Source organism: Ruegeria arenilitoris, from assembly GCF_013030265.1.
Classification (GTDB): Bacteria; Pseudomonadota; Alphaproteobacteria; order Rhodobacterales; family Rhodobacteraceae; genus Ruegeria; species Ruegeria arenilitoris_E.
Window position 1 is genome coordinate 23,063 of record NZ_WPZQ01000004.1, and the last position, 16,906, is coordinate 39,968.

General features: G+C 55.6%; 19 protein-coding genes. 17 read left to right on the plus strand and 2 right to left on the minus strand.

Annotated features, from left to right (window positions below; all coding sequences use genetic code 11):
• Positions 1-2: 2 nt before the first annotated feature.
• Positions 3-1,073: a Hint domain-containing protein gene (locus GOX61_RS07760; protein ID WP_170332666.1), complete on the minus strand. Its 1,071-nt coding sequence runs from the start codon at positions 1,071-1,073 to the stop codon at positions 3-5.
• A 192-nt stretch (positions 1,074-1,265) separates the two neighbouring features.
• On the opposite strand from GOX61_RS07760, the gene GOX61_RS07765 reads away from it, so the two are divergent.
• On the plus strand, positions 1,266-2,429 hold the full coding sequence (locus tag GOX61_RS07765; protein ID WP_155147487.1) for an isovaleryl-CoA dehydrogenase: 1,164 nt from the start codon (positions 1,266-1,268) through the stop codon (positions 2,427-2,429).
• Between the two features lie 53 nt (positions 2,430-2,482).
• Here the strand turns inward: GOX61_RS07765 and GOX61_RS07770 are convergent, their stop codons facing one another.
• Entirely contained in the window at positions 2,483-3,088 is a 606-nt protein-coding gene (locus GOX61_RS07770) for an OmpW/AlkL family protein (protein ID WP_170332668.1), read from the minus strand.
• Between the two features lie 136 nt (positions 3,089-3,224).
• On the opposite strand from GOX61_RS07770, the gene GOX61_RS07775 reads away from it, so the two are divergent.
• The 16 genes from GOX61_RS07775 to nuoE all read left to right on the plus strand — a co-directional run bounded on the left by GOX61_RS07775 (position 3,225) and on the right by nuoE (position 16,878).
• Entirely contained in the window at positions 3,225-4,751 is a 1,527-nt protein-coding gene (locus tag GOX61_RS07775) for an AMP-binding protein (RefSeq protein WP_170332670.1), read from the plus strand.
• Positions 4,748-5,398 carry a lysozyme inhibitor LprI family protein gene (locus tag GOX61_RS07780; RefSeq protein WP_170332672.1) on the plus strand — a complete coding sequence of 217 codons (651 nt, stop codon included), beginning with the start codon at positions 4,748-4,750 and terminating at the stop codon, positions 5,396-5,398. The genes GOX61_RS07775 and GOX61_RS07780 overlap by 4 nt, the downstream gene beginning before the upstream one ends.
• Before the next feature lie 196 nt (positions 5,399-5,594).
• Positions 5,595-6,038 carry a hypothetical protein gene (locus GOX61_RS07785; protein WP_217353804.1) on the plus strand — a complete coding sequence of 148 codons (444 nt, stop codon included), beginning with the start codon at positions 5,595-5,597 and terminating at the stop codon, positions 6,036-6,038.
• Between the two features lie 12 nt (positions 6,039-6,050).
• Positions 6,051-7,655: a carboxyl transferase domain-containing protein gene (locus GOX61_RS07790; RefSeq protein ID WP_170332675.1), complete on the plus strand. Its 1,605-nt coding sequence runs from the start codon at positions 6,051-6,053 to the stop codon at positions 7,653-7,655.
• 10 nt (positions 7,656-7,665) lie between these two features.
• Complete coding sequence (locus tag GOX61_RS07795; RefSeq protein ID WP_170332677.1) at positions 7,666-8,064, plus strand: hypothetical protein; 399 nt, start codon at positions 7,666-7,668, stop codon at positions 8,062-8,064.
• The gene (locus tag GOX61_RS07800; RefSeq protein WP_170332679.1) at positions 8,064-9,995 is read left to right on the plus strand and encodes an acetyl/propionyl/methylcrotonyl-CoA carboxylase subunit alpha; all 1,932 of its coding nucleotides are present in this window, start codon (positions 8,064-8,066) and stop codon (positions 9,993-9,995) included. Before GOX61_RS07795 ends, GOX61_RS07800 begins: the two co-directional genes overlap by 1 nt.
• Before the next feature lie 75 nt (positions 9,996-10,070).
• Positions 10,071-10,925 (plus strand): hydroxymethylglutaryl-CoA lyase, encoded by an 855-nt coding sequence (locus GOX61_RS07805; protein ID WP_170332681.1) that lies wholly within the window; start codon positions 10,071-10,073, stop codon positions 10,923-10,925.
• A 9-nt stretch (positions 10,926-10,934) separates the two neighbouring features.
• Entirely contained in the window at positions 10,935-11,723 is a 789-nt protein-coding gene (locus GOX61_RS07810; protein ID WP_170332682.1) for a crotonase/enoyl-CoA hydratase family protein, read from the plus strand.
• A 187-nt stretch (positions 11,724-11,910) separates the two neighbouring features.
• Positions 11,911-12,276 (plus strand): NADH-quinone oxidoreductase subunit A, encoded by a 366-nt coding sequence (locus tag GOX61_RS07815; RefSeq protein WP_170332684.1) that lies wholly within the window; start codon positions 11,911-11,913, stop codon positions 12,274-12,276.
• On the plus strand, positions 12,267-12,800 hold the full coding sequence (locus GOX61_RS07820) for a NuoB/complex I 20 kDa subunit family protein (RefSeq protein ID WP_113824919.1): 534 nt from the start codon (positions 12,267-12,269) through the stop codon (positions 12,798-12,800). The genes GOX61_RS07815 and GOX61_RS07820 overlap by 10 nt, the downstream gene beginning before the upstream one ends.
• 457 nt (positions 12,801-13,257) lie before the next feature.
• Positions 13,258-13,863, plus strand: a complete 606-nt coding sequence (locus tag GOX61_RS07825) for an NADH-quinone oxidoreductase subunit C (RefSeq protein WP_155147502.1) — start codon at positions 13,258-13,260, stop codon at positions 13,861-13,863.
• Complete coding sequence (locus GOX61_RS07830) at positions 13,863-14,036, plus strand: hypothetical protein (RefSeq protein WP_010442775.1); 174 nt, start codon at positions 13,863-13,865, stop codon at positions 14,034-14,036. Before GOX61_RS07825 ends, GOX61_RS07830 begins: the two co-directional genes overlap by 1 nt.
• Positions 14,037-14,043: 7 nt before the next feature.
• Positions 14,044-14,166, plus strand: a complete 123-nt coding sequence (locus GOX61_RS22530; protein ID WP_302478278.1) for a hypothetical protein — start codon at positions 14,044-14,046, stop codon at positions 14,164-14,166.
• Positions 14,166-15,389 carry an NADH-quinone oxidoreductase subunit D gene (locus GOX61_RS07835; RefSeq protein WP_170332686.1) on the plus strand — a complete coding sequence of 408 codons (1,224 nt, stop codon included), beginning with the start codon at positions 14,166-14,168 and terminating at the stop codon, positions 15,387-15,389. The genes GOX61_RS22530 and GOX61_RS07835 overlap by 1 nt, the downstream gene beginning before the upstream one ends.
• The gene (locus GOX61_RS07840; RefSeq protein ID WP_170332688.1) at positions 15,386-15,760 is read left to right on the plus strand and encodes a hypothetical protein; all 375 of its coding nucleotides are present in this window, start codon (positions 15,386-15,388) and stop codon (positions 15,758-15,760) included. The genes GOX61_RS07835 and GOX61_RS07840 overlap by 4 nt, the downstream gene beginning before the upstream one ends.
• The gene (gene nuoE, locus GOX61_RS07845; RefSeq protein ID WP_170332690.1) at positions 15,760-16,878 is read left to right on the plus strand and encodes an NADH-quinone oxidoreductase subunit NuoE; all 1,119 of its coding nucleotides are present in this window, start codon (positions 15,760-15,762) and stop codon (positions 16,876-16,878) included. Before GOX61_RS07840 ends, nuoE begins: the two co-directional genes overlap by 1 nt.
• Positions 16,879-16,906: the final 28 nt, after the last annotated feature.

Consider the following 16,906-nt stretch of genomic DNA (forward strand, 5'->3'; position numbering starts at 1 on the left):
CTTTAGGCGCTTTCGTATTCTATCAATGGCTTATTGTTTTTGCTCAGCCGTTCCACAAAGCGTTTTTGCTGCTTTCCATGTGGGATCCGCAGTTGTGAATACGGTGCGTCGAGTCTAGGTCGGTCGGGAAATAACAATTCGATTTCGGCTCTTGCTTCTTCGGTCACCGAGGACAAGGCCGCATCAGTAAGCAGCAGACTCTCGCTAGGTGCGCCATTCGCAAAGACGATCTCATGTGCGTCGAACAGCAAGTGATAGTAGGTCACACTCTCAAGCACTTGATCGATCTCGATCCCCGGTAATTCGGTAAGTTTGATCGCTGACACCAGCACATCCGGCGTGCCGAACATGCGGTTGGCAACAACGGACGAGGTCTGCATCCGGTGTTGGCGCGATACAAGAAGGTCTCGGTTTGGCAACCCATTTCCCAAAGCCCCGACACCGATTCTGACAGGGTGAAGCTTTGGATGTATTGCCAGATCTGTTGCGTTTAGTGATCGTTTTCCAATCCACTGCAGAGGCTTCAAGCCATTCTGCGTCATGACCTTGTCACCTATGCGCAGGGTCTCGACCGGACGTTCACCGAATTCGGTTTCGATCTGCGTTCCCTGGCAAAAACAGACGATGAGTTTGATGTTGTCGACGATAGCGCCAAGGCTGTCATCCAGCCCCAGCTCTGTGAAACGCAGCGTGTAGTCACCGGCGCTAGGGAAATTGACGTCCAGCGAAATACTCTGGAAACTGTTCGTCGTGGGCAGAACGGTCATTGAAGCGATGACATTGCCGCCGCTGTCCAGAATCTCGACAACAAACCCTTCCTGACCGGCATTGCTGTTCGAGGCTGTGCGTAGTGCGGTATCCAGCGTCAACCTTCCCGAACTGGGGTCGGTGATCGTAAAGGTTTGCTCCATAACCGTTGTCTGACCAGAGTTGCCGTCAATCTCTGCCACGCGGTTCGATGAGCCATTTCCCAGATACGCGCCTTCGGTGTAGTTGGCCTCGATATCTGTTCCGGACCAATTTGCACTGCCGTTATTGAAGTCGCCATTTATAATCACATTGGTTGGGGGCATCTTTTCACTCACTTTCAAAAAACCAAACAGCCGTAGTCGGTTAGAGAGGTGATGTGTCAGAAATATGAAGTGTTCAAGCCGAAACTTCGCTTGTGGTAAGCACTCGGTTTGCGCGGTCTGCCTTGACCCGTCCCGGACTCTGTGACAGGTTATTTGAACAGGTGTTCATTAAAGGCGAAGAGGAGAGCGCAGATGTTCACGGACACGATGAAGTTCGATCTAGGTGAGGATGTGAACGCGCTGCGCGAGATGGTGCACCGCTGGGCGCAGGAACGCGTTAAGCCGCTGGCAGCCGAGATCGATCAAACGAATGCCTTTCCCAATGAGCTTTGGAAAGAAATGGGCGATCTTGGATTGCTGGGCGTCACGGTGCCTGAAGAGTATGGCGGGGCAGGGATGTCATATCTGGCTCACACCATTGCGGTTGAGGAAGTCGCTCGCGCATCTGCTTCGGTTTCGCTGTCATATGGTGCTCACTCGAATCTCTGCGTGAATCAGATCAAGCTGAACGGCAACGAAGAGCAAAAGCAAAAGTACCTGCCGCGACTGATCTCAGGCGAACACGTGGGCGCATTGGCGATGTCCGAGCCTTCGGCCGGATCCGATGTCGTGTCGATGAAGCTGCGTGCTGAAAAGCGCAATGATCACTACCGCCTCAATGGCAACAAATACTGGATTACCAACGGACCCGACGCGGACACTTTGGTCGTCTATGCCAAGACCGACCCGGATGCCGGTTCAAAAGGGATCACAGCCTTCCTTGTTGAAAAAGAAATGAAGGGTTTCTCCACCTCGCCTCATTTCGACAAGCTTGGTATGCGCGGTTCCAACACGGCTGAACTGATTTTCGAAGACGTCGAAGTGCCGTTCGAAAATGTACTGGGGGAAGAGGGTAAGGGCGTGGCCGTTCTGATGTCCGGGCTGGACTATGAACGCGTCGTTCTGGCCGGGATCGGAACCGGGATCATGGCTGCCTGCCTTGATGAGATCATGCCCTATTTGGCCGAGCGCAAGCAGTTCGGCAAACCCATCGGGACCTTCCAGCTGATGCAGGGCAAGATCGCGGACATGTATACCGCGATGAACTCGGCCCGGGCGTACGTATACGAAGTGGCAAAGGCCTGTGATCGGGGTGATGTAACCCGTCAGGATGCGGCAGCGTGCTGTCTGTATGCTTCGGAACAGGCCATGTCGCAGGCACATCAGGCTGTTCAGGCTATGGGCGGGGCCGGGTTCCTGTCAGACGCTGCAGTCAGCCGGATTTTCCGGGATGCCAAGCTGATGGAGATCGGCGCAGGTACCAGCGAAATTCGCCGGATGCTGATCGGGCGCGAGTTGATGAACAAAATGCTCTGAAAAAAGAAAACGCCTCGCAGACGAGGGAACTGCGAGGCGCTTGTATCGAAGGATCAGAAGCGATGGACGTAGGATACGCCGACCAGCCACGGATCAATTTCGGCCTTGCCGATATTGTTGCCGTTCAGCGTGACGTCCGAGTCGATGTCGAACCAGCGGACGTTCAGACGGACTGCGCCTTTGTCAGTGACCATATAGTCCAGACCGGCCTGCAGCGAGACGCCGAAAGAATTGTCGACCTTCAGATCACCCAGCGACGACTGCTCGTCGAAAAAGACGGTGTAGTTCAGACCGGCACCTACGTAGGGCTTCCATGCGCTGTTGGTCGGGAAGTGATAGTTCAGCGACAAGGTGGGCGGCAGGTGCTTGACAGTGCCAGCCTCAGTGCTTCCACCCAGTGTGACGGTGTGCTTGAACGGGGTCGCAGCAAGCAGCTCGATACCCAGGTTGTCACGGATGAAATACTCGGCGGTGAAGATCGGACGGGTATCCGAGTCGATGTCGGCGTTCAGGCCTGCCAGCGTCCCATTGTCGGATTTAGGGTCGAGGTACCCAACACCGACACCAACGGTCCAGTCACCCTGGTTCTGAGCGAAAGCGGGCGCAGCAAGCGCAACAAGCGCGGTGGAAAGAGTCAAAGCGGCGAGTTTATTGGTCATCATCTGGCCTTTGAATTTGTTGATGACTTCTTTTTGAGTAGATGCGTGCCTGCACACTCTGATCTGCATCAAGTTTCAGTGATTGACCGATATATCCAGGGACGCTCAAGTGATTGTAAAATAAAGGGTAAACGCTATGCGTCCCGCTAAGATCATACCGGGTTTGCGCCCTGAGGGTGGCTGGGACATCCCAGATCGGCTGAACATGGCGCAGCAGTGCCTTTCGCACCCGTCGGATCAGATAGCGATCGTGAATCTGACCGGCTCTGATGAGGCACGAGTGACTTATGGCGAACTCGCCCGAATGACCGACGGGATCGCGCGGGCTTTACTGCATAAGGTGGAGCGGGGTGATCGCGTCGGTGTGTTGCTTAGTCAGTCGCCATGGTGTGCGGCGGCGCATCTGGCGATTTGGAAGATTGGCGCAATTTCAGTGCCCCTGTTCAAGCTGTTCAAACACGACGCACTGGCATCCCGTCTGGGTGATGCCGGTGTTCGGTTGGTCTTGACCGACTCGGAAGGTGCCGCTCTGCTTGGCGCTCTGGCTGAGCCACTGATGGTAGATGAGATCGGTCAAGATGGTGATGCGATAGACTTCGCAGATACAGGTCCCGAAGATCCTGCGGTTCTGATTTACACCTCCGGTACTACTGGCAGTCCAAAGGGTGCCCTGCACGGACATCGGGTTTTGACAGGCCATCTGCCTGGCGTTTCCATCAGCCACAACCACCTGCAGTCAGGCGACTGCCTGTGGACACCGGCCGACTGGGCCTGGATCGGCGGGCTGTTTGATGTGTTGATGCCGGGACTGGCGCTGGGCGTTCCTGTCGTAGCGGCCCGGTTGGAGAAATTCACACCCGAAGCCTGCGCCGATGTGGTCGCACGTGGTGGTGTGCGGAATGTATTCTTCCCTCCTACTGCTCTTCGAATGCTCAAAGCTGCAGATCAGTCGATCCCCGGTCTGCGCTCGGTTGCATCAGGCGGTGAGCCACTGGGGGCGGAGATGCTGGCCTGGGGCGAGAGAGCATTTGGTCTGACGATCAACGAGTTCTATGGCCAGACCGAGTGCAACATGGTCGTGTCCTCCTGCGCCGAGGATTTCCCCGTACGCCCCGGTTGCATCGGTAAACCGGTGCCGGGGCACGAGGTGGCGGTGATTGATGAGAGCGGCAACCCGTCGGATGAAGAGGGCGACGTGGCCATCCGGCGCGGCTCGGCCTCGATGCTATTGGAATACTGGAACCGGCCCGAGGCGGTGGCTGAGAAATTCCGGGGTGATTGGCTGATTACCGGAGATCGCGGTGTTTGGGAGGATGACTACCTGCGCTTCGTCGGTCGCGATGATGACGTGATCACCTCAGCCGGATACCGCATCGGCCCTGCCGAGATTGAGGATTGCTTGCTGACTCATACGGCGGTGGCGACTGTGGGTGTGGTCGGAAAGCCTGATTCGCTGCGGACCGAGATCGTGAAAGCCTACGTGGTATTGAAACCTGGGGCCGAGGCTTCAGGGCCGGAGTTGCAAGATTGGGTCAAGGACCGCCTGGCGCAGTATTCTTATCCGCGTGAAGTGACGTTCTTGGAGGAGCTGCCGATGACCGTGACGGGTAAAGTGATCCGAAAGGAATTGAAGATGCGTGCGGCGGAGGAGACAAGAAAATGACATCGAAAGAGACATCAAGACTGAAATCTCATCTTGTCATATTGGCGTTCGGCGTAAGTGTTCTGGCTCAAACCTCTCACGCGTATGAGATCGCTTCCGAACAAAACGACAACTATTGGATAGAACCTGAAATCATTGAGGAATGCTTGGGCGATGCCCGAGAGGGACTCGAAAAGAAAAAGCCTCGGCGAGCAATCCCAGATGCGGTTTATGAGTGCATAGGAATAGCTGCACAAGACTGCATGGATCGTATGGACTACTCCACCTACGGCATGATCATGTGCTTCGACGCAGAAACAGTATTTTGGGACAGAATGCTGGACCAAAACTACTCAGATCTAGCGGCATGGGCTGAAAAAATTCATGGCCATGTCCCCCCGGATGATCATGCCTTCAAATGGACCGCACCTGAGACCCTCAAAAAGATGCAAGCCGAATGGAGAGTATACTCTGAGGCTGTTTGCCGATTTCGAGCCAGTGATTATTGGAGGGGAACCGCTGCTGGGCCGACCAGAGGCGCGTGTTGGATGCGCAGAACCGCTGAACAGGCTCTAAAAATGGAGCGAGAGATACTTGGCACCTGTAGCTGGCAGCAAGGCAGTATTATACGGGAAATTTGTGAAGCACGCGGGGTAGCTGAACGATGAAACTAACCTCCAAAGCTATGCCCGCCTCCGAAGGCTTCAAAGCAAAACGTACCGCTCGTCTCGATGCTCTGGCGCAAATCTCTGTCCCCGCTGGAGTCACGCGAATGGCCGTTATCAGCGGTAGAGGTCGATCATGAATCGTAAGGTGCAAAAGGCTTTTCTGACTGCGGCGGGTGTTCTTGGATTAGGCGCGCCAATGCTCGCAGAGACAGACAAAGGTCAAATATTTGACACCAGATCCTTTTTGGTAGCCTGTTCAGATCTTGTTCCAAACGTACCGCTCGCCATTCCGATGGATGCTCAATGTATCTCGCAGGGCTTAAAAATGTGTGAACTGGCTCTTCTGAATGCTGGAACTGAGAAGTGCCTTGAAGAAGTGACTGCGTGGATGCGTGAAGAGACTGATTCAAACTGGCATCTTGTACCGGAAGATATTCGGCTGGATCACGACAAACCTCCTACAGCCGCAGAAATGGCCAGTGATGGAACAATGGCCGTCATTGGAGGATCTCTGCCAAATTGTGAAACAATGCAAATCGAAGGGGCCACTCAGCAACAAATCTGTGAGTATTTGGATGCTCTGGCGGGATGGCAGACCCTTCGCATTCTTCAACGTTCAGCTGGCGAAGTTAATCAGTAGCGGGTAGCAGATATGAAACTCAATTCCAAAGCAATGCCCGCCTCCGAGGGCTTCAAACAAAACCGCGCGGCTCATCTCGACGCGCTGGCACAAATCTCTGATGCAGCCGACGCAGCGCGAATGGGTGGGGGCGAGAAATCCCGCGCAAGACATGAATCGCGGGGCAAGATGCTGCCTCGGCGACGGGTGGCGAACCTATTGGACCCGGGCTCTCCATTCCTCGAAATCGGCGCAACAGCGGCGCATGGGATGTATGGGGACGCTGCACCCTCTGCCGGTGTCATCGCGGGTATAGGTCGCGTGCAGGGGCAGGAGGTCATGGTGGTGTGCAATGACGCCACTGTGAAAGGCGGCACCTATTACCCGATGTCAGTCAAGAAACACCTCCGCGCGCAGGAGATCGCAGAGGAAAACAATCTGCCCTGCATCTATCTGGTCGACAGTGGCGGCGCGAACCTGCCCAATCAGGATGAAGTCTTTCCGGATCGCGACCACTTTGGCCGCATCTTTTACAATCAGGCGCGGATGAGTGCGAAGGGCATCCCTCAGATCGCAGTGGTCATGGGGTCGTGTACTGCGGGCGGCGCCTATGTGCCCGCAATGTCCGATGTGACGATTATCGTCAAAGAACAGGGCACGATCTTCTTGGCGGGGCCGCCTCTGGTCAAAGCGGCTACAGGAGAGGTGGTCAGCGCTGAAGATCTGGGAGGTGGTGACGTCCATACCCGCCTGTCCGGCGTGGCGGATTACCTGGCCGAGGATGATGCCCACGCGCTCGCCTTGGCGCGTCGTGCGGTTGGATCGCTGAACCGGCACAAGCCGCAAACGGTGGATTGGGCCAGCCCCGAAGAACCGGCCTATGATCCCGAGGAAATTCTGGGTGTCGTTCCGGCCGATCTGCGCACACCTTATGACATTCGCGAGGTGATCGCACGGCTGGTCGACGGCTCGCGCTTTGACGAATTCAAGCCCCGGTTTGGTGAAACGCTGGTGACTGGGTTTGCTCATGTCAAAGGCTGCCCGGTTGGGATCATTGCCAATAATGGCGTCCTATTCTCGGAAGCGGCGCAGAAGGGTGCGCATTTTGTCGAACTGTGTTCGCAGCGCAAAATCCCCCTGGTGTTTTTGCAAAACATCACCGGCTTCATGGTTGGGCGGAAATACGAAAACGAAGGCATCGCACGGCACGGTGCCAAGATGGTGACGGCTGTGGCCACGACGAATGTGCCTAAGATCACGATGCTGGTCGGCGGATCGTTTGGTGCGGGGAATTACGGCATGGCCGGTCGCGCGTATCAGCCGAGGTTCCTGTGGACCTGGCCCAACTCACGCATCTCGGTCATGGGCGGTGAACAGGCGGCGGGTGTTCTGGCTACAGTCAAGCGTGATGGGATCGAGCGGCAAGGAGGCTCCTGGTCTGCCGAGGAAGAGGCTGAATTCAAACGCCCCACATTGGAGATGTTCGAAGAACAATCGCATCCTCTCTACGCGTCAGCCCGACTTTGGGACGATGGAATTATCGATCCTCGCAAAAGCCGGGATGTGCTGTCGCTGTCACTGAATGCTGCACTGAATGCGCCAATCGAGGAGACACGCTTTGGCGTGTTCAGGATGTAAGAAGACAACTATGACTGAACTTTCAAAAGATAAACTTGCCTATCTATGGGTAGAGCACAGCAACAAAATGTGGCGTACGGTCTACGCGACTCCCATTGTAGCGGTACCTGTGATTGCTGGCTGGTTCGCTCTGCACAGCGAAGGTGAAGCAACTTTCGCATTTCTAACCGCCTTTTTGGGAATGCTATTGATGATCGTGCAATGGGCAATCATAACTCGGATGGCGCAATTTGACGGCGCCTTTTTGAGCATTCTGGAGGCTGCCCTTCCGGATTTTGGCGCACCTATTCTCAGACTTAACGGAAAACTGCTGGCACAATCCGTGCCGCTAATTCTTCTGCTGATTTTCTTCTTGTTAGCGATTGTTTCGTTCACTTTTCCATTTGTCGAAACAGGTGGAGGTTCCTGATGTTCACTAAAATCCTGATTGCCAACCGGGGTGAGATTGCCTGTCGGGTGATGGAAACGGCTCAGAAGATGGGTGTCTTCTGCGTTGCAGTGTATTCGGATGCGGATGCTTCGGCCAAACATGTTCAGAAGGCGGATGAGGCCGTGCATATCGGTGACTCGGCTCCGGCTGAAAGCTATCTGAAGGGCGACGTGATCATTCAGGCCGCGCTGGACACAGGCGCGCAGGCGATCCATCCGGGGTATGGGTTTCTGTCTGAAAACCCTGATTTCGTTGATGCCGTCGAAGCTGCGGGGTTGACTTTCATCGGGCCATCGGCGGATGCGATCCGCAAGATGGGTTTGAAGGATGCAGCGAAGGTTCTGATGGAACAGGCAGGTGTGCCCGTCGTGCCAGGATATCATGGCGATAATCAGGACCCGGAACATCTGTCTGGTGCCGCAGATACCATCGGCTATCCCGTGCTCATCAAGGCCGTCGCTGGCGGCGGCGGCAAAGGAATGCGGCTTGTTGAAGAGCCCGAGGATTTTACCGCTGCGCTGGACAGCGCACGTGGTGAGGCTCGTACCGCGTTTGGTAATGATGCGGTTCTGGTTGAAAAATTCGTGGCCAAACCGCGGCATATCGAGGTGCAGGTGTTTGGCGACGGCACCCATGCCGTGCATCTGTTCGAACGGGATTGTTCGCTACAGCGTCGACATCAGAAGGTGATCGAAGAGGCTCCGGCACCCGGAATGACGCCAGAGATGCGTGAGGCGATGGGGCTGGCGGGTGTGCGCGCGGCTGAGGCCATTGGATACAAGGGGGCAGGTACGGTGGAGTTCATCGTGGATGCCTCGGAAGGACTGCGCCCGGATCGGTTCTGGTTCATGGAGATGAACACACGTCTGCAGGTCGAACATCCTGTCAGCGAAGCCATCACCGGTGTCGATCTGGTCGAGTGGCAATTGCGCGTTGCGGCCGGTGAAACCCTGCCCAAGCAGCAGCAGGAACTGTCGATCAACGGCCATGCTTTCGAAGCTCGGCTTTATGCTGAAGACGTGCCCAAAGGTTTTTTACCTGCAACGGGTACGCTGACTCATCTGCAGTTTCCATCCTATTGCCGTGCTGACAGTGGCGTCAGGGCAGGAGACGCGATTAGCCCCTGGTATGACCCCATGGTCGCCAAAGTGATTGTTCATGGGCCCACACGTGAAGTCGCGCTGGAGTCGCTGCATCGAGCGCTAAAGCATACCGAGGTCGCGGGTACGGTGACCAATCTTGCCTTCCTCGGTGCTTTGACACGGCATCAGGGATTTGCATCAGGTGATGTGGATACGGGTCTGATCGGACGAGACCTGGACAATCTGGTTCAGGAGGCATCAGTGACATCATGTTCGCTGGTGGCCGCGGCCATGGTTGCCCTGAAACTGGACGATCCAGATGAAGAAAGCGGTTTCACACTTTGGGCCTCGCTGCATCGTGCCGTCCAGTTGATGCAGGGTGGTGAGGTCGTCGATCTGGATGTTCAGGTTGAAAGCCCTGAACGGCAGATCTGGCAGGTTGGTCCCGAGACTGTGGTTGCAGAAAGAACAAATGGGCGTTGGAGCCTCGACGGAACTCCGATGCCAAATGTTGCTGTGTCCGGCTCTGAAATTACGGTGTTCGACAGTTACGGTCAGGTGTTTGGGTTCGCTGATCCGCTGGATCGGGACACCAGTGCGGCAGGCGATACGAATGTGGTTGAGGCACCGATGCCCGGTTTGGTGAAGGCAGTCTTTGCCACTGCTGGAGATGCGGTGAAAGAAGGTGATCGTCTTGCCATTCTCGAAGCCATGAAGATGGAGCATTCTTTGTTGGCTGCGCGTGATGGTGTCGTTGCTGAGGTTCTTGCAGAAGCTGGCGCGCAGGTTGAGGCCGGGGCGGCACTGGTTCGTTTGGAAGAGGAATGATCTTTCTGCTTGTCGCCTGGCAGCAGCTTGTGGTGCTGTGAAGCATAGAAATAGAGATCCGGGAAAGGGACGGCCATGGGTGAACGCGTTGAGGTTTTTGAAGTTGGTCCGCGAGATGGACTGCAGAACGAAAAACGTGAAATTCCGGTGGCCGAAAAGGTGGCGCTGGTCGATTGCCTGAGCCGCGCCGGGTTCAGCAGAATTGAGGTGGCCAGCTTTGTCTCGCCAAAGTGGGTACCGCAGATGGCGGGCAGTGCCGAGGTGCTGGCCGGTATCAATCGTGCATCTGGTGTGCGTTACGCGGCATTGACCCCGAACATGCGCGGTTACGAAGATGCTTTGGCGGCCGGGGCTGATGAGATCGCCATCTTTGCGTCGGCATCCGAGGGTTTCTCGAAGGCCAACATCAACGCCACAATCGCTGATTCGATCGAGCGTTTCGTTCCGATACTCGAAGCAGCACGTCACATTGATCTGCCGGTGCGAGGCTACGTATCCTGCGTGACAGACTGCCCATATGACGGACCAACACCGCCTGAGAAAGTTGCCGAAGTGGCCGATATGCTTTTTGCGCGCGGTTGCTACGAAATCTCGCTGGGGGACACGATCGGGCAAGGCACGCCCGACACGATTGTCCGAATGCTGCTGGCGGTTCGCGAACGGGTGCCTGTGACACGGCTTGCTGGCCATTTCCACGATACCAATGGTCGTGCCATCGATAACATCGACGCATCCCTCGCGCTGGGCGTTCGTGTATTTGACGCGGCAGTCGGCGGATTGGGTGGATGCCCCTACGCACCGGGCGCTGCTGGCAATGTCGCGACCGAAGCGGTTGCGGCACATCTGGAGCGTTTGGGTTACGAAACCGGTCTGGATATGGCGGTTTTGGAAGAGGCCGCGGAAATGGCGCGTGCAATGCGAACGAATTAAGAGGCAAGCATGTTTGAAACAATTACCTTGGCAACGGACGCGCGCGGTGTAGCAACGCTGATGCTGAACCGCGCGGACAAGCACAATGCCATGTCGGCGCAGATGATTGCAGAACTGACGCAGGCCGCAAGGCAGCTCGGCGAAGATGAGGCCGTAAGGGTAGTTGTCCTGACAGGTGCCGGCAAAAGTTTCTGTGCCGGTGGTGATCTGGGATGGATGCAGGCACAGATGGCCGCGGATCCTGCGACACGCTTTGTCGAGGCGCGTAAGCTGGCCGAGATGTTACAGGCGTTGAACACACTGCCGAAACCCCTGATTGGTGCTTTGCAGGGCAACGCATTCGGTGGCGGGGTCGGGATGGCCTCGGTTTGTGATGTGGCCATTGGCGTCGACAGCCTGAAAATGGGCCTGACCGAAACGCGCTTGGGCCTGATCCCGGCTACAATCGGCCCGTATGTTGTCGCCCGAATGGGAGAAGCACGCGCCCGTCGCGTCTTTATGTCCGCCAGGCTGTTTGACGCGACAGAAGCGGTTGATTTGGGACTGCTGGCAAAAGCCGTGCCTGCCGAGGCTCTTGCAGAGGCAGTTGAGGCAGAGGTCTTACCCTATCTTTCCTGTGCGCCCGGGGCTGTTGCTTCAGCGAAAGAATTGGTCAGAACCCTGGGTCCCACTATTGACGACGACTTGATTGATCATACCATCAAGGCACTGGTTGACAGATGGGAAACAGATGAGGCGAAGGAAGGAATCGGCGCATTCTTCGATAAACGAAAACCTGTATGGAATAGTAAGGTTTAGCCGTATCTCCTAATTTAACGGTGAACTGGAAACTGCGGTGAATTTTGCGGTTGTCACAAACGGATTATTCCACCTCTTTGCGCCTGTGTTCTGTTGACCCTCAGACCCCACACGGATACAGAATGTCCAGTCAACACGCCAATTGACGGCGCATCCAGATGATGGGGGCGCAGGAAAGGAGCTACTCGTGGAAGACCTGTTGCGGGAATATCTCCCGATCCTGGTGTTTCTGGCCGTTGCCGTAGGCCTTGGCCTTGTCCTTATTTTGGCTGCTGTCGTGCTTGCTGTTCGCAATCCCGACCCCGAAAAAGTCAGCGCCTATGAATGTGGTTTCAACGCGTTTGATGACGCGCGTATGAAATTCGACGTCCGATTCTATCTGGTCTCGATTCTTTTCATCATCTTTGATCTGGAAATTGCCTTCCTGTTTCCCTGGGCAGTCGGTTTCCGTGACATCAGCGATGTCGGGTTCTGGTCGATGATGGTGTTCCTGGCAGTGCTGACCATCGGCTTTGCCTATGAGTGGAAGAAGGGGGCCCTGGAATGGGAGTGATGACGGGCGCAAACACCGCAGGTGCCGACAAAGAAGTCGCCACCCAGGCCCTGAATGCCGAGTTGCAGGACAAAGGGTTTCTGCTGACCTCGTCCGAAGACATCATCAACTGGGCGCGTACCGGTTCGCTGCACTGGATGACATTTGGTTTGGCCTGTTGCGCGGTTGAGATGATGCACACCTCGATGCCGCGTTATGATGCGGAACGGTTCGGCATCGCTCCACGTGCGTCCCCTCGTCAGTCAGACGTGATGATCGTGGCGGGAACACTGACCAACAAAATGGCCCCGGCGCTGCGCAAGGTTTATGACCAGATGCCCGAGCCGCGCTATGTGATCTCGATGGGGTCCTGTGCGAATGGCGGTGGTTACTATCACTACTCCTATTCAGTCGTACGCGGTTGTGACCGCGTGGTGCCCGTAGACATTTACGTTCCGGGCTGTCCTCCAACTGCCGAGGCGCTGCTGTACGGCCTGATGCAGCTGCAACGCAAAATCCGCCGTACAGGGACGATTGTCAGATGAGTGGAGCGCAAAGATCATTAGCGCTTATATCTCTCTCATGCGCTTTAGGGGTTTTAGCGTTCTCGGCGAATAGTGAAGCGATCGAGCAAATTACGTTCACATACTCTTTGGACGACAAGGATACCGGTCCTGTGTTGCAGATCACGAACAATTCCAAGTGTTCAGTGAACTATTACTCTGTCCGATACGAGTGGTACTATGTCGACTATCCTGAGAAGCCGGGCTTTTCAGCTTCCGGAAGTCTACTGGGCGAGGCAATTCGACCAGGAGAAGCTTTAGACGTTCATCTAAGGAGGGATAGCGCTACTGAATCCGAGATTGATAGCGAAGCAAAACTGTCACATGCGGTCTTCACTAAGGTTTCAGTGAAAGATTTGTCGAAGGTCTCGCGCAGAATCTCTGGTGAATGGGAGTTCGCAGAAAACACAGCTACTTTGAACGTGGAGAAATGCTGGTCATGAGCGAAGCACTCAAAGAACTTGGCGCGCAGCTGGAATTGAAACGAGCCGATTGCGTTCTTTCATGGGACGTCACCCACGGAGAACTCAACGTTGATGTGGCGCCTTCGAACCTGGTTGAGTTCGTCGAGTATCTGAAGGCTGACCGTACGTGCCAGTTTTCAACCCTCGTGGACATCACCGGTGTCGACTATCCCGAGCGCCCAAAGCGGTTCGATGTCGTCTATCACTTCCTGTCGATGTACCAAAACCAGCGGATTCGACTACGCGTATCTATCCGCGAAGAAGACATGCTGCCATCGATTGTTGAGGTTCACCCGTCGGCCAACTGGTTCGAACGCGAAGTGTATGACATGTTCGGTATCCTGTTCTCGGGGCATCCGGATCTTCGGCGTATCCTGACGGACTATGGTTTCCGCGGTTATCCTTTGCGCAAGGACTTCCCGACAACCGGCTATACCGAGGTTCGCTATGACGAAGCGCAGAAGCGTGTGGTTTATGAACCCGTATCGCTGGTGCAGGAATACCGTCAGTTCGATTTCATGAGCCCTTGGGAAGGTGCGAACTACATTTTACCAGGGGATGAGAAGCAGGAGACCGAGTAATGGGTGGAATCTGGTGGCTGATCCTGTCTGCGCTGACCATCATTCCGATGGTGAAGATTTTGCCTTTCTTTGGGATCAACAAATACTGGTGTCTGCTCTGTTTGGTTCCCTTTGGCACGATCGCGTTGCTGTGGTGGGTCGGGCTTAAGCTACAAGAGTTGGAGCGCCGCTGAGATGCTGATGCTGGGGGAACTGATCGTAATTGGCGCACTGGGCGTGCTTTTGGCTGGGGCGGCAGCTAAGGTTGCTGAGGCCGAAAAGGTTCGCGTGCGGGCCGAAGCAAAAAAGAAGCGGGGGCGTTGATGGACGGCTCAAGATACGATGACGGCAGCACGGATGCGCTGAGCGGAGAACAGAAGATCCGCAATTTTAACATTAACTTCGGCCCGCAACACCCTGCGGCGCACGGAGTTCTGCGTCTTGTGCTTGAGCTGGACGGTGAGATCGTCGAACGCTGCGATCCGCATATCGGTCTGCTGCACCGTGGCACCGAAAAGCTGATGGAAAGCCGGACGTATCTGCAGAATCTGCCGTATTTCGACCGTCTGGATTACGTGGCGCCGATGAATCAGGAACATGCCTGGTGTCTGGCCATCGAAAAGCTTACGGGCGTGGAAGTGCCCCGGCGCGCCTCGCTGATCCGGGTTCTGTATTCCGAGATCGGCCGTATTCTGAACCACCTGCTGAACGTGACCACGCAGGCAATGGACGTTGGTGCGCTGACCCCACCTCTTTGGGGCTTTGAAGAGCGTGAAAAGCTGATGGTGTTCTATGAGCGTGCATGTGGTGCCCGCCTGCACGCAGCTTACTTCCGCCCCGGTGGCGTGCATCAGGACCTGCCGCCGGAATTGCTGGACGATATCGAAGCATGGAGCCACGAGTTCCCCGCTGTGATGGATGACATTGACGGACTGCTGACCGAAAACCGCATCTTCAAACAGCGCAACGCCGATATCGGCGTCGTGACCGAGGATGACATTCAGAAATACGGTTTCTCGGGCGTCATGGTTCGCGGTTCGGGCTTGGCATGGGACCTGCGCCGTGCGCAGCCCTATGAATGCTATGATGAGTTCGAGTTCCAGATTCCCGTCGGGAAGAACGGCGACTGCTACGACCGCTACCTTGTCCGCATGGAAGAGATGCGGCAGTCGTTACTGATCATCCGTCAGGCCATCGCCAAAATCCGCGAGTGCCCCGGAGATGTTCTGGCGCGCGGCAAGATCACCCCGCCGAAACGCTCGGACATGAAAACCTCGATGGAGAGCCTAATCCATCACTTCAAGCTTTATACCGAAGGCTTCCACGTCCCCGCGGGCGAAGTCTACGCCGCAGTAGAAGCACCCAAGGGCGAGTTCGGCGTTTATCTGGTCGCCGACGGCACCAACAAACCCTACCGCGCAAAACTGCGCGCGCCGGGGTTCCTGCATCTGCAAGCCATGGATCACGTTGCGGGGGGGCATCAACTGGCGGATGTGGCCGCGATCATTGGGACGATGGATGTGGTGTTTGGGGAGATTGATCGGTGAGACCATTTCTAATTTCAGTCGCCTTCATATTCGCGGCCAACGCCAGCTTCGCTCAAAACGGTTGGGTGTTGTCAACAGACGGGAGTTCGGGGGACGTTTCGGAAGGCGCGATTTACATTCAAGAACTCTTGGACGGCTATACGGACGAAGGTTCTGCCGCGCTCTATGATACAAACTCACCAGAAGCAAAAATTGAGTTCTGTAAAAGTCGACTGAGCTATGCAGAACGCTCACTTGCTCAGGCACTGTCGGACTTTGAGTATTCCGTCAGCATTTCTGTCAAAGGCGCTGCTCCCCACAATCTGGGCACCGAATGCACACTAAATTCAACTCGTAAAGCTGAAATCAAACTCGAAGGGCCGACTGAATAATGCTCCGCCGTCTTCACCCCAAACAACCTGAAAGCTTTGCCTTTACCGCTGCCAATCAGCAATGGGCCGAAGCGCAGATCACCAAGTATCCCGAAGGCCGTCAGGCCAGCGCGGTGATCCCTCTGCTGTGGCGCGCGCAGGAGCAAGAAGGCTGGCTGAGCCGTCCGGCGATTGAATCCGTCGCCGACATGCTGGGCATGGCCTATATTCGTGTGCTTGAGGTTGCGTCTTTCTACTTTATGTTCCAGCTGCAACCGGTTGGTTCGGTGGCACATATTCAGGTCTGCGGCACGACCTCCTGCATGATTTGCGGGGCAGAGGATCTGATCGCGGTCTGCAAGGAAAAGATCGCGTCCAAACCGCATGAACTGTCCGCTGATGGCAAGCTGAGCTGGGAAGAAGTTGAATGTCTGGGCTCCTGCACCAACGCACCGATGGCACAGATCGGTAAGGACTATTACGAGGACCTGACTGCCGAGAGTTTTGGTAAAATCCTCGATGATCTGACATCTGGGAAGGTTCCGGTTCCGGGGCCGCAAAACGGTCGATATGCAGCGGAGCCACTGAAAGGTCTGACCAGCCTTGTTGAACATGACGCCGGCAAACCACGTTATAATGCAAGCGTAGAGCTGGCGGCTGATCTGCACGACACGGTCAAGCGCATCGACGGAACCGAAGTACCGATCCTGACCCCTTGGCTGGATAAAGATGGTAAACAAGCTGGTGCGAGTGCTGCTGCAGAACCTCCGAAAGCGCCAGAAGCTCCGAAGCCTGCGGTAAAACAGGCCGAAGAGGCAAAGAAAGCCAAATCTGAAGCCAAGGTCGAGGAAGATGCGCCCGAACTGTTGTCAGGGGCGCGGGATGGCAAGCCTGATGACCTCAAGCTGCTGAAAGGTGTCGGGCCAAAGCTGGAACAGACACTCAACGAGTTGGGTTTCTACCACTTTGATCAAGTTGCTGCCTGGACACCGTTGCAGGTGGCTTGGGTCGATGCGCGCCTGAAGTTCAAGGGTCGTATTGAGCGTGACGGCTGGATTGAACAAGCGGCCAAACTGGCGGCAGGTGAAGAAACCGAGTTCGCCAAGCGCGCTAAGGAAGACGGTACCTACGACGAGTAGGTCAAACAGGAATGAGTACGCCTGAAGG